A 12,297-nucleotide genomic window follows, 5' to 3' on the forward strand; every position below is an offset into this window, starting at 1 on the left:
GCGCTCAATCGAACAGGGTCGACGGCGCACCCCAGCGGTCGTCGAACACCATCGACGCCAGCGGCGCGCGCCGCGCCCAGCGGTCGCGCTGGAGCATCGGCTCGTCGTAGAAATCGTGCACCGGCCCGAGGCACAGCAAGGCAATCGGCTCGGCGCCGGCGGGCAGGCCGAGCAGCGCCGCGACAGTCACCGGATCGAACAGCGACACCCAGCCCATGCCCAGCCCTTCGGCACGCGCGGCGAGCCACAGGTTCTGGATGGCGCAGGCAGCCGAGGCCAGGTCCATCTGCGGCAGCGTGCGGCGGCCGAACACATGGGGCTCGCGCGCATCGGCCAGCGTCACCGCGATGAGCTCGGCTGCGTCCAGCAGGCCTTCGACCTTCAGGCGCATGAATTCGTCTTCGCGCTCGCCGAGGGCCCGCGCGGTCAGCACCCGTTCCTGCTCGACCGTGGCATGCAGCCGCTGGCGCAGCGCCGCATCGCGGATGCGGATGAAGCGCCACGGCTGCATGAAGCCGACGCTCGGCGCGTGGTGCGCGGCGTCGAGCAGCCGGCGCAGCACGTCGGGCGCCACGGCGCCGCCCGCGAAGTGCCGCATGTCGCGGCGCTCGTGGATGGCGCGGTAGACGGCCCGCGTCTCGGCCGCCGTGAAGTCCTGCGCGCTCATCGTCGTCAGTCTTCGATGCCGCGCTGCGCCGGGATGCCGGCCTTGAACGCATGCTTGACCAGCGTCATCTCGGTCACGGTGTCGGCCAGCTCGACGATCTCCGGCGGGCAGCGGCGGCCGGTCAGCACCACATGCACCTCCTTGGGCCGATCGTGCAGCGTGGCGAGCACGTCGTCGAGCGGCAGCCAGCCGTAGATCAGCGGGTAGGTGATCTCGTCGAGCACCACCAGGAAGTGCTCGCCCGAGAGGATCGACGCCTTGGCCCGCGCCCAGCCGTCGCGCGCGAGCTGGCCCGAATGTTCCAGGTCCTGGCTCTTCCAGCTGAAGCCGTCGCCCAGACCTTCGATCGGTATCCCGAGTTGCTCGAACATGCGGTGCTCGCCGAAGCGCGCCGTCGGCACCTTCATGAACTGCCAGATCTTCACGGCCTTGCCGCGGCCGTGGGCGCGCAGCGCGAGGCCGAAGGCGGCGGTGCTCTTGCCCTTGCCGTCGCCGGTGTTGACGATGACGAGGCCGCGGCGTTCGCCCTCGGCCTTCTCGTAGGGCTTGACGCTGGGTGGGGTTTCGATTTGCATGAGATTCCTTGGTTGTCTAGCGGGGCAGCGCGATCCATTGGTTGGCGACGCGGTGCACGGCGATGCGGTTGTCGAAGACGCGTTCCAGCGCCTGGTGCGTGGCTGCAGCGGCGGCCTCGCCGTGGTGCAGCAGCCGGCCCTCGGCCATCACCGCCACGGTGTCGGCGGCGAGCGCCATCGAGAGTTCGTGCAGCACGCTGACGACCGTGCGGCCCTCGGCCACCAGCGCGCGCACCGTGTGCATCCAGTCGGCCTGGTGCGGCGGGTCGAGGTTGGCCAGCGGCTCGTCCATCAGCAGCACCTCGGCCTCGACCGCCAGCGCGCGCGCCAGCAGCACGCGCTGGCGCTCGCCGCCCGAGAGCTGGCCGAGCGGCCGCTCGCGCCAGTCCCAGGCCTGCGTGCTGCGCAGCGCGCGCTCGACCGCGGCATGGTCGGCCGCACTCGGCGCCGCCAGCCAGCGCTGGTGCGGCAGGCGCCCCAGCATGGCGACGTCGTAGACCAGCAGGTCGTCGGCGCTGCCCTCGCCCGCCCCGCCCTGCCCCAGCCAGGCCAGACGCTGCGCGCGGGCGCGGCCGGGCAGGCGCGCCAGCGATTCGCCGAAGAGCCGCACCGCGCCTTCGTGCGCCAGCAGGCCCGCCATCACACGCAGCAGCGTCGACTTGCCCGCACCGTTGGGGCCGACGATGGCGCTCCAGCGGCCGGCCGGCAGCGCCAGGTCGATGCCGTGCAGCACCACCGTCTGGCCGAGCGTGGCGTACACGCCTTCGGCCTGCAGTGCGGGCGTACCGGTGGGCATCATCGGCCACCTCGCAGGCTGCGGCGACGCATCAGCCACAGCAGGTAGCTGCCGCCGAGCACGGCGGTCAGCACGCCGACCGGCAGCTCCTGCGGCGCGATCAGCCAGCGCGCACCGAGGTCGGCCGTCATCAGCAGCAGCCCGCCCATCAGCGTGGACAGCAGCAGCAGCCAGGCATGCGTGGTCTTGACGACCGAGCGCACCAGGTGCGGCGCGGCCAGGCCGACGAAGGCGATGAGGCCGGTCTGCGCCACCGCCGCCCCGGTAGCCAGTGCCAGCACCGCCACCAGCGCCGCGCGCATCGCACCCAGCGGCAGGCCCAGGCTGGCCGCGGTCGACTCGCCCAGCGCCAGGCCGTCGAGCACCGGCGCCAGCGCCCAGCCCAGCAGCAGGCAGGCCGCGCCGAACACCGCCATCAGCGCGCAGGCGCTCCAGCCGACCAGGCCGGTGCTGCCCAGCATGAAGCCGGTGAGCGCGACCAGGATGTCGGCCGACTGGATGGTGACGAGGTCCTTCACCGCGCCGAGCACCACGCCGACGATCACGCCCGCCAGCAGCAGGCGCAGCGTCTGCTGCACGCCGCGCGCGAGCGTCAGCGTCAGCAGCACGGCGACCACCGCGCCGACGAAGGCGGCGCCGGTCAGGCCCAGCCGCACCACCCATTGCGTGGTGCCCGGCGAAGCGCCGAACAGCAGCAGCGCGACGGCGACGCCCAGCGACGCGCCGGACGCGCTGCCCAGCAGGTACGGGTCGGCCAGCGGGTTGCGGAACAGCCCCTGCGCCACCGCGCCCGCCAGCCCGAGCAGCCCGCCGGCCAGCCAGGCACCGAGCGTGCGCGGCAGCCGGATGTCCCAGACGATCTGCAGCGCGATCGGGTCATGCCGCGCCGCCAGCACGCTCTGGAAGCCGGTGCTGCCGATGCCCAGGCCGAACAGCAGTGCGCCGGCCGACAGCGCCAGCAGGGCGAGGGCGAGGAACAGCGCGCGACGTCGGTGCTGCTTCATGGCGCCTTGTCGACCAGGCACTTCGCCATCAGGCGCGCGGCCTCGCCCATGCGCGGGCCGGGCCGCACCAGCACGTCGGACTCGGCCGCCGTGAAACGGCAGACGCGCCCTTCGCGCACCGCACGGATGCCGGCCCAGCCCGGCCGCTGCTCCAGCCCGGTGGCGCTGCGCTCGCCCACCATGATCAGGTCGGGGTTGGCGCGCACCACGTACTCGGGGTTGATCTTGGGAAAGGGCCCGAGCGACGCCGGCACGATGTTGCGCACGCCCAGGCGGGCCATCGTCTCGCCGATGAAGGAGCTCTCGCCGGCCGCATAGGGACCGTTGTTCACCTCGAAATAGACGCGCATGGCCCGCGCCGCGGGCGGCACCGACTGCGCCGCGGCCGACACGCTGGCATCGATCACGCGCCAGACGCGCGCGGCCTCGTGCGTGCCCAGCACCTCGTCGAGCTTGCCCAGCACGCGCTGCACGTCGGCATGGTTCTTCGGCTCGAGCACCAGCACCTTGAGCCCGAGCGATTCGAGCCGCTGGATGACGCGCGACGACTTGGCCAGCAGCACCGCGTCGGGCCGGAGCGCGACGATGGCCTCGACGTTCGGGTCGAGCCCGCCGCCGACCTGCGGCAGCGCGCGCACCGCCGCGGGTGAATTGGAATAGCGGTCGACACCGACCAGCCGGCTGCAGGCCCCCATCTCGCAGACCGCTTCGGTCAGCGAGGGCAGCAGCGTGACGATGCGCTGCGGCGGCACCGGCAGGTCGACCACGGCACCACGTTCGTCGGTCACCGGCAGCGCGTGGGCCGCGCAGCCGAAGGCCAGCCAGGCGCCGCAGGCCAGCAGCGCGCGCAGGAAGCGCGTCATACGGGTTCCTTCAGGGTGAGCGGCAGGCCGGCCGCCATCAGCGTGACACGGTCGCACACCGCGGCCACGGCCTGGTTGAGCTGGCCCAGGGCGTCGACGAAGGCACGCACCTCGCGGCCCAGCGGGATCACGCCCAGGCCGATCTCGTTGCCGACGAGGACGATGGGGCCACGCGCCTCATGCAGCGCGGCGACCAGCGACGCAGCGGCATCGCTGGCATCGACGGGCGCGCCGTGCAGCGGCATCGCGAGGCTGGTGAGCCACAGCGTGAGGCAGTCGACCACGACCAGCGTGCCGGGCGCCGACAGTGCCGCGATCGCGTCGGGCAGCGCGCGCGGCTCTTCCACCGTGCGCAGGCCGGGCACGCGCGCCGCGCGGTCGGCCCGGTGGCGCGCGATGCGCTCGCGCATCTCGGCGTCGTGCGGCTGCGCGGTGGCGATCAGCACGGCGTCGCGCGCGGGGTCGGCGGCCAGCCAGGCGGCGGCGGCCGTTTCGGCGCGGCGCGACTTGCCGCTCTTCTGGCCGCCGAGGATCAGTTCGCGTTCACGGGGCATTTGACGGGGCATTTCACGGGGCATGCGGGCCCTCCAGGGGGTCGGGAAGAAAGAGGCGCGCCGTGGCGTCGGGGCTCGACGGGAACCAGGCGTGGAAATAGCTCGCACGCACGGCGCCCTTCACGTAGACCGCCTCGCCCGTACCCACCGCCTGCACGGCGCCTGGTTTCGCGGTGCGCAGCGCGACCGGGTGCGGCGTCTCGCAGGAAGAATAGTGGAAGGTGTGGCCGCGCAGGGTGAACGCACCGACCTCGAGCTGCTGCGGCCCCAGGCCGGACAGGCGCTTGTGCATCGTCACGCGGCCCGGCAGCAGGCCCCACAGGCGGTGCTCGGCACCGTCGGCCGTCACCAGCGTGTCGAACAGCGACATCATGCCGCCGCACTCGGCCCAGAGCGGCTTGCCCGCGGCGGCGTGTGCGGCCAGCGCGTCGCGCAATGCCGTGGCACGCGACAGCGCCTCGGCGTGCAGTTCAGGGTAGCCGCCCGGCAGCCAAAGGGCATCGCAGGCCGGCAGCGCATCGCCCGCGAGCGGCGAGAAGAACGCGAGGTGCGCGCCCAGCGCGCTCAGCTGGTCCAGGTTGGCCGAGTAGATGAAGGAGAAGGCGGCGTCGCGCGCGACGGCGACGGTGCGGCCAGCCAGCCACGGTGTCGAGGGGGCGGCCGGCACGGGCGGATTGTCGAAGCGCAGCTGCGGCAGCGCGTCGAGCGCGCGCTGGCCCAGCGGCGTCTCGGCCAGGGCGTCGGCGGCGGCGTCGAGCCGTGCCATCGCATCGCCGAGTTCGCCGGCGCCGACCAGGCCCAGGTGGCGCTCGGGCAAGGCGAAGGCCTCGCCCCTGGACAGGCCGCCGAGCCAGTCCGCCGGATCGCGCAAGGCCTCCTTCAGCATGCCGGCGTGGCGCTCGCCACCCACGCGGTTGGCCAGCACGCCGGCCCAGGGCAGGCCCGGGCGGAAGTTCTGCAGGCCGAAGGCCAGCGCCCCGAAGGTGCCGGCCATGGCCCGCGCGTCGATCACGGCGATGACCGCCAGGCCGAAGCGCTCGGCCAGGTCGGCCGCGCTCGGCGTGCCGTCGAACAGGCCCATCACGCCTTCGACGATCACCAGGTCGCAGGTCGCCGCGGCTTCGTGCAGCCGCGCACGGCAGTCGGCCTCGCCGTTCATCCACAGGTCCAGCGAATGCACCGGTGCACCGGAGGCGAGCGCGAGCCAGTGCGGGTCGAGGAAGTCCGGCCCGCACTTGAAGACGCGCACACGCCGGCCCTGCCGCGCATGCAGCCGCGCCAGTGCCGCCGCGACCGTGGTCTTGCCCTGGCCGGAGGCCGGTGCCGCCACCAGCACGGCGGCGCAGGTGGCGTGCGGGTTCACTGCGGCGACCACTTCAGCCCGAGGTAGGCGGTGCGGCCGCCGGTGGCGTACATGCGGGCGAGCGTGTAGTCCTTGTCGCCCGCGTTGTCCAGGCGCGCGACCAGGGTCAGCGACGGCGTGAGCTTGGTGCTCGCGACCAGGTTGAGCAGGGTGTAGCCGCCGAGTCGGCGGGTGTTGGCCGCGTCGTCGTAGCGCATGCTCGAGGTCTGCACCTCGGCGCCCAGGGTCCAGCCGGCCACGGCCCAGTCGGCGCCCAGCGTGCCGTGCCGGCGTGCGCGGCGGGCCAGTTGCCGGTCGTTGTCGACATCGCGCGGGTCCTGGAAGTCGGCGGAGGCGCGCAGCGTCACGCTGCCGATACGGTGCCCCGCGCTCAGCGTGAGGCCCTCGTACTCGGCGCGCGCGGTGTTGGAATAGCAGCCGAAGTCCGAGGCACAGCCGGTGGCGGAGCCGGCGAAGGTGATGAGGTCGGTCACGCGGTTGCGGTAGACCACCACGCCGACGTTCGTCGCGCCTTCGGCCCAGCGCAGGCCCAGTTCGACGTTGCGGCTCTTCTCGGGCTGCAAGCTCGCGAGACCGTATTCGCTGAAGCGCTGGTACAGCGTCGGAGCCCGGAAGGCGGTGCCGACCGAGGCGGTCGCGCGCCATTGCGGCGTGATCGCGAAACCGTAGGCGGCGCTGCCGGTGGTCTTGCCGCCGAACTCGCTGTCGTCGTCGTGCCGTGCCTGCAGCTGCAGCGAATGCGGCCCCTGCACGAAGCCGTAGCCGAGCGACACCGCGTTCTGCGAACGGTCGCGCGCCAGCCGCGGCGAGAAGGCCGACGTGGCGGCGTTGTCGAGCTCGTCCTCACGGCGTTCCAGCGCCGCGGTGATGCGGTGAGCACCGAAGTTCAGGTTGTTCTGGAACAGGTAGCCGCGCGTTTCGGTTTCGGTGCGATAGAACGACGGCACGGTCTGGTAGGCGGTCTTGCCGTCGGTCAGCTGCAGGCGGGTGCTGTAGATGTCGTTCCACTTGGCGACCCAGGCCAGTCCGGCGGTGCGCAGGGTGTGGGTGCCGGTGTCGTCCGGGAACACGGCGGGCGGCCTGGCCGTCCGCGATGCGTTGTCGTACTGCGCGACGGTGTCGCTGTACAGGAAAGTGCCCTCCAGACGGTGCGCCGGGTTGATCTGAAAACCGAGGCGCGCATTGGCCGCCGTGTTGCGGTAGCCGTCGCGGTCGGGGCTGGTCCAGCCGTCGCGCGACGGCGTGCGCTTGTCGAGCGGCTGGATGTTGTAGCCGTCGCTCTCCTCGTGCGACACGCCCAGCGAATAGTCGAAGGCACCGCCCTCGCCCGCCGAGCCGCTCAGGCCGGCCTCGGCACGGCGCAGATTGTGGCTGCCGATGCCCACACCGACGAAGGGCGTCGCCGCGCCTTCGCCGCGTCGGGTGAAGAGCTGGATCACGCCGCCGATGGCGTCGGAGCCATACACCGCAGCGGCCGGGCCGCGCAGCACTTCGATGCGGTCGATCTGCGACAGCGGGATGCCTTCCCAGGCGGCACCGCCGGTCGATTGCGAGTCGATGCGCACACCGTCGATGTAGACCGCCGTGAAGCGTGACTCGGCGCCGCGGATGAACACGCTGCTGGCGTTGCCGATGCCGCCGCTGCGGCCGATCTCGATGCCCGGCAGGCGCGCCAGCACATCGACGACGCCGGTGGCGCCGCTGCGCTCGATGGTCGCGCGGTCGACGATGGACACGTCGGCCACCAGGTCCGACAGCGGTTGCTCGACGCGCGTGGCGGTGACCACGGTTTCGCGCAGCGTGGATTCGCCGGCCTGGCCTTGCGCGACGGCAGGAAACGCGGCAGCCACGGCCAGGGGAACCAGCGCCAGGCGTGCGCGCACAGGCAGGCGAGCGCCTGCGGATGGAATGCAATGAATCATGGAACGAACTCGAGAACAAAACCCTGTCCGGCTTCCCCGCCGGACGTGTGGGCGTCACGACCGCACGCAGGCCAGGGGCGCACGCACGGTCTCCTCGTTGGCCGGTATCCGGGCTGACAGAGCGACCTTCATCGCCTTCCCAGGCACCTGTTTCAGGGCGCCCAGTGGCTGATGATGAAAGCGGAACCGGTGAAGGTTCCGTCTGTTTGACCGTTGCGGGGGCAGCGCAGGCTGACCGCGGCCCGAAGGGCTCTGGCTCCTGCTTCCCGTTGAACTGCACCGCGTGAACCGCGGCACGAGCACCAACGCTGCGGATTCTAAGGGGCCGCGGCCCCTACAATCTCCAGCCATGCCCGCACCGAGCCCCCTCGATCAGATCGCCGAGCGCGTCGAACGTTTGCTCGTGCGCCATGAAGAAGTCCAGCGCACCAGCGCATTGCTCCAGGCACAGGTCGAGATGCTCACGCGCGAGCGCGACGCCCTGAAGTCGCGGCTCGCTGCGGCCCGTGCGCGCATCGATGCGGTGCTCGAACGCCTGCCGATCGAACCCTCCGAGGATTCCAGCGCACCATGAAACAGATCGAAGTCCAGATCATGGGCCAGAGCTACCTGCTCGGCTGCCCCGAGGGCGGCGAAGCGCAACTGCGCGAAGCGGTCGAGCGCGTCGACATCGCCATGTGCAAGATCCGCGACGCGAACAAGGTGAAGGCACGCGACCGCATCGCCGTGCTGGCCGCGCTCAACCTCGCCTTCGACCTCGGCCAGCAGCCGGCCGCCGCGCCGGCGCCGGTCGCGCCTGCGGCCGCTGCATCGGCCGGCGCCACGCCCGACGACGCGCGCGCGGCGCAGCTGATCCAGCGCCTCGACCAGGCGCTCGCGGGCGACGGCCTGCTTCTCTGACCCCACTGACCCAGCGACGCGTTGCTGTCAACGCAAAAACCACGGGCCACGTGGCCCGATCGCCTGCACGTCCGGGGCGATGCGTGCGTAGAATCGGCTCCGTCTGCAGTGCGCGTCGGGCTTAATATTTCCTTGTTCCAATGCTCTCCGGAGCCGGGCTTGGTACATCGCTTGACGGGCGTGATCATCTCGCGTCAGATGAACCCGAAGTCTTGCTGCCCTCGCCCACCTGAACCCTGGTTCAGGATGCGGGTCCGGCGCACCCCACTGCAGACACCTTTTCAGCCCGCGACGGCCCCTTTTCGGGGCCGTCGTCTTTTCTGACGAAAGCTTTTCCGCATGCCGCTCGAACCGATGCTCATCCTCGAACTCGCCGCACTGGGCATCGGCACCGGCTTCCTCGCCGGCCTGCTCGGCATCGGCGGCGGCATGCTGATGGTGCCCTTCATCACGATCATCATGGGTCAGCGCGGCGTGCCGGCCGACCTGGCCGTGAAGATGGCGATCGCGACCTCCATGGCCACCATCATCTTCACCTCGGTCTCGAGCGTGCGCGCCCACCACAAGCGCGGCGCCGTGCGCTGGGACATCGTCAAGCGGCTGTCGCCCGGCATCGTCATCGGCAGCCTGGTCGGCAGCCTCGGCGTCTTCGCGCTGCTCAAGGGCACGGCGCTCGCCATCTTCTTCGCGCTCTTCGTCGGCTTCTCGGCCACGCAGATGTTCCTCGACAAGAAGCCCAAGCCGACGCGCCAGATGCCCGGCACGGCGGGACAACTCGGCGCGGGCGGCGTGATCGGCTTCATCTCGGGCCTGGTCGGCGCGGGCGGCGGCTTCATCAGCGTGCCCTTCATGACCTGGTGCAACGTCGCGATCCACAACGCGGTCGCCACCAGCGCCGCGCTCGGCTTCCCGATCGCCGTGGCCAACGTGGCGGGCTACATCGTGAGCGGCCAGAACGTGCAGGGCCTGCCGGCCGGCGCCTTCGGCTACATCTGGCTGCCGGCGCTGGTCGTGATCGCAGCCTGCAGCGTGTTCACCGCGCCGCTGGGCGCCAAGGCGGCGCACAGCCTGCCGGTGAAGAAGCTCAAGCGGGTGTTCGCGAGCATCCTGTACGTGCTGGCGGCCTACATGCTCTGGAAGGGCCTGGCCGGCTGAGCGGCACCATCGCGGGTGCAAGTCATCCGCGGCCTATGAAACAAGCGAGCTAAGTACCAAGGCACCCGCGGAACTGGCTCTGCCAGGCCGCTGGGTGCGCCCCCTTGAGGGGGAAGCGCCGCAGGCGCTTCGGGGGTGAGTCCAGTCACGCACACCAGATCGCGATTTGCCGGCTCAGGTCGTGCCACACGGCTTGCAGCGCGACGGCCGCCAGCAAGGCGCCCGCGATGCGCGTGCCCCATTCGCGCCGCACGGGGCCGATGCCGTTGCGCAGACGCTGCCACAGCCAGGGCGCCAGCAGCAGCCACACGCCGCTGCCGAGCGCAAAGGCGGCCATGACGGCCGCGCCCTCCAGCGGCCCGTTGCCGAGGGCGGCGAGCATCAGCGCCGAGTACAGCAGCCCGCAGGGCATGCCGACCCAGAGGGCGCCGGTGGCCAGCACGCGCCACGACGAGCCCGCAATCGGCTTGAGCCCGCGCGCCAGCCATCGACCCAGCCCATGCGTCCACAGCGGCTGCCGGCCCGACACGGCCAGCACGATCCCCCACGCGAACACGAAGACGTGCATCAGCAGCCACAGCGGCCGCAGCGCGGCGACCTGTTCGCTGGCCAGCGCCAGGCTCTGCACGGCGGTGGCGGCGATGGCACCGCCGAGCGCATAGCCGGCCGCGCGGCCTGCATGGAAAGCGAGTGCGGCCGGCACGGTCGGCGTGGCCGCGGGCAGCGCCGCCACCCCGCCACCGGTCGGTGGCCGCACGATGCGGATCACGCCGGCGCAGGCCGCGCCGCACATGGCGACGCAATGCGGCCCGCCGGCCAGGCCCATCAACAGCGCGGTTCCGAGAAGGGCGGTCTGCATCGATTTGCCTCAAGCCTCCATCACGCGGCCGTATAGCCCGCGACGAGTGAAACCGACGCAGCTCCATACCAGGGATACCGCGGAACCGGCTTCGCCGGGCCGCTGGTATCGCCCCCTTGAGGGGGAGGCGCCGCAGGCGCATCGGGGGTGATTCATATGATTCTTGAAAAGCGCGTACGGTTGCGGTCGGCCTGCAGGTAGCGGTCGAACACCATCGCAATGGCCCGCACGAAGAACCAGCCGGTCGGCGTCACGTCGATCTCGTGCTCGCCGAGGGTCACCAGGCCCTGCGCGGCCAGCGGCTCGAGCGCCTCCAGCTCGGCGGCGAAATGGCGACGGAAGTCGATCAGGTGGGCCAGCGCGATCGACTCAAAATTGACCTGGCCCTGGCACATCAGCGCCATGATCACCGAGCGCCGCAGCACGTCGTCGCGCGACAGCGCCAGGCCGCGCACCACCGGCAGGCGGCCCTGGTCGAGCAGGTCGTAATACTCCTCCAGCGTCTTCGCGTTCTGGCTGTAGGTGGCACCGACGCGGCCGATGGCCGACACGCCCAGCGCCACCAGGTCGCAGTCGGGCTGGGTGCTGTAGCCCTGGAAGTTGCGGTGCAGCCGGCCCTGCCGCTTGGCGATGGCGAGCGCATCGGTCGGCAGCGCGAAATGGTCCATACCGATGTAGACGTAGCCGGCCGCGGTGAGTGCCGCGATCGAGCGCGACAGCATGTCGACCTTGGTCGCCGCGTCGGGCAGCTCGGCCGCCTCGATGCGGCGCTGCGGCTTGAAGCGCTCCGGCAGGTGCGCATAGGCATAGAGCGCGATGCGGTCGGGCCGCAGCTCGCAGATCTGCGCCAGCGTGCGGTCGAAGGACGCCGCCGTCTGCTTGGGCAGGCCGTAGATCAGGTCGACGTTGACCGACGCGAAGCCCAGGCGCCGCGCCGCCGCCATCAGGTCGAACACCTGCGCCGCGGGCTGGATGCGGTGCACCGCCTTCTGCACGGCCGGGTCGAAGTCCTGCACGCCGAAGCTCAGGCGGTTGAAGCCGAGTTCGGCCAGCCGGGCGAGCCGCCCCTCGTCGATGGTGCGCGGGTCGATCTCGATGGAGTACTCGCCATCCGGCGCCAGCACGAAGGCGCTGCGCAGGATGTCCATGAGGCGGCCGAGGCCGGCGTCGTCCAGGAAGGTCGGCGTGCCGCCTCCCAGGTGCAGCTGGCTGACCAGCGCGCCGCGGCCCAACTGCGCCACCTGCAGGTCGACCTCGCGTGCCAGGTAACGCAGGTACTCGTCGGCGCGCTCGTGGTGCTTGGTGACGATCTTGTTGCAGGCGCAGAAGTAGCACAGCGATTCGCAGAACGGCACGTGCACGTAGAGCGACAGCGGCAGCGCCCGGGCGCTGGTGCCCATGCGACGCTGGCGCAGCGCCTGCGCGTAGTCGTCGCTGCCGAAGGCCTCGACGAAGCGGTCCGCCGTCGGGTACGAGGTGTAGCGCGGGCCGGAGACGTCGAAGCGCTTGAGGGTCGCCGGCGTCATGGCGGGCGCGGCAGAGGCGGATGACGCGGCGACCGCCTGCAGCCGGCTCGGCGCGGCGGATTCGGAGAGGGTGGTGGATGGCATGGTGGTGGGGCGCTCAGGGCGCCTTGACT

The 12,297-nt window shown here is 71.6% G+C and carries 13 protein-coding genes and 1 riboswitch; of the genes, 3 read left to right on the plus strand and 10 right to left on the minus strand.

All coding sequences use genetic code 11. The features are described from left to right. Positions 1-4: 4 nt before the first annotated feature. Genes bluB through N8A90_RS09055 form a run of 8 tightly spaced genes read right to left on the minus strand, consistent with a single transcriptional unit; the run spans position 5 to position 7,744 of the window. Positions 5-667, minus strand: a complete 663-nt coding sequence (gene bluB, locus N8A90_RS09020) for a 5,6-dimethylbenzimidazole synthase (protein ID WP_262074463.1) — start codon at positions 665-667, stop codon at positions 5-7. A gap of 5 nt (positions 668-672) precedes the next feature. Beyond that, positions 673-1,242: a cob(I)yrinic acid a,c-diamide adenosyltransferase gene (gene cobO / locus N8A90_RS09025; protein ID WP_262074465.1), complete on the minus strand. Its 570-nt coding sequence runs from the start codon at positions 1,240-1,242 to the stop codon at positions 673-675. 16 nt (positions 1,243-1,258) lie between these two features. Next, complete coding sequence (locus tag N8A90_RS09030) at positions 1,259-2,041, minus strand: ABC transporter ATP-binding protein (RefSeq protein ID WP_262074467.1); 783 nt, start codon at positions 2,039-2,041, stop codon at positions 1,259-1,261. After that, positions 2,038-3,042, minus strand: a complete 1,005-nt coding sequence (locus tag N8A90_RS09035; protein ID WP_262074468.1) for a FecCD family ABC transporter permease — start codon at positions 3,040-3,042, stop codon at positions 2,038-2,040. Before N8A90_RS09035 ends, N8A90_RS09030 begins: the two co-directional genes overlap by 4 nt. Then, positions 3,039-3,905: an ABC transporter substrate-binding protein gene (locus N8A90_RS09040; protein ID WP_262074470.1), complete on the minus strand. Its 867-nt coding sequence runs from the start codon at positions 3,903-3,905 to the stop codon at positions 3,039-3,041. Before N8A90_RS09040 ends, N8A90_RS09035 begins: the two co-directional genes overlap by 4 nt. After that, a complete protein-coding gene (locus N8A90_RS09045; protein ID WP_262074472.1) occupies positions 3,902-4,459 on the minus strand; it encodes a bifunctional adenosylcobinamide kinase/adenosylcobinamide-phosphate guanylyltransferase in 558 nt (185 codons plus the stop codon). The genes N8A90_RS09040 and N8A90_RS09045 overlap by 4 nt, the downstream gene beginning before the upstream one ends. Positions 4,460-4,472: 13 nt before the next feature. Continuing rightward, a complete protein-coding gene (locus N8A90_RS09050; protein ID WP_262074473.1) occupies positions 4,473-5,822 on the minus strand; it encodes a cobyrinate a,c-diamide synthase in 1,350 nt (449 codons plus the stop codon). Further along, entirely contained in the window at positions 5,819-7,744 is a 1,926-nt protein-coding gene (locus N8A90_RS09055) for a TonB-dependent receptor domain-containing protein (RefSeq protein WP_262074475.1), read from the minus strand. The genes N8A90_RS09050 and N8A90_RS09055 overlap by 4 nt, the downstream gene beginning before the upstream one ends. 81 nt (positions 7,745-7,825) lie before the next feature. Beyond that, a riboswitch (cobalamin riboswitch) is annotated at positions 7,826-8,066 on the minus strand. 27 nt (positions 8,067-8,093) lie between these two features. Here N8A90_RS09055 and N8A90_RS09060 point away from each other — a divergent pair. The 3 genes from N8A90_RS09060 (at position 8,094) to N8A90_RS09070 (ending at position 9,799) form a co-directional block, all read left to right on the plus strand. Then, positions 8,094-8,318 (plus strand): DUF904 domain-containing protein, encoded by a 225-nt coding sequence (locus N8A90_RS09060; protein ID WP_262074477.1) that lies wholly within the window; start codon positions 8,094-8,096, stop codon positions 8,316-8,318. Beyond that, positions 8,315-8,644 carry a cell division protein ZapA gene (locus N8A90_RS09065; protein ID WP_262074478.1) on the plus strand — a complete coding sequence of 110 codons (330 nt, stop codon included), beginning with the start codon at positions 8,315-8,317 and terminating at the stop codon, positions 8,642-8,644. The genes N8A90_RS09060 and N8A90_RS09065 overlap by 4 nt, the downstream gene beginning before the upstream one ends. Before the next feature lie 339 nt (positions 8,645-8,983). After that, positions 8,984-9,799, plus strand: coding sequence for a sulfite exporter TauE/SafE family protein (locus N8A90_RS09070; protein ID WP_262074479.1), 816 nt, complete (start codon positions 8,984-8,986; stop codon positions 9,797-9,799). Between the two features lie 145 nt (positions 9,800-9,944). Here N8A90_RS09070 and N8A90_RS09075 read toward each other — a convergent pair whose 3' ends face one another. Beyond that, a complete protein-coding gene (locus N8A90_RS09075; protein WP_262074480.1) occupies positions 9,945-10,658 on the minus strand; it encodes a sulfite exporter TauE/SafE family protein in 714 nt (237 codons plus the stop codon). 152 nt (positions 10,659-10,810) lie between these two features. Beyond that, positions 10,811-12,184 (minus strand): oxygen-independent coproporphyrinogen III oxidase, encoded by a 1,374-nt coding sequence (gene hemN / locus N8A90_RS09080; protein WP_262074836.1) that lies wholly within the window; start codon positions 12,182-12,184, stop codon positions 10,811-10,813. Positions 12,185-12,297 lie beyond the last annotated feature (113 nt).

Origin of the sequence: Variovorax sp. N23, assembly GCF_025486315.1 — a bacterium.
Taxonomy (GTDB): Bacteria; Pseudomonadota; Gammaproteobacteria; order Burkholderiales; family Burkholderiaceae_C; genus Variovorax.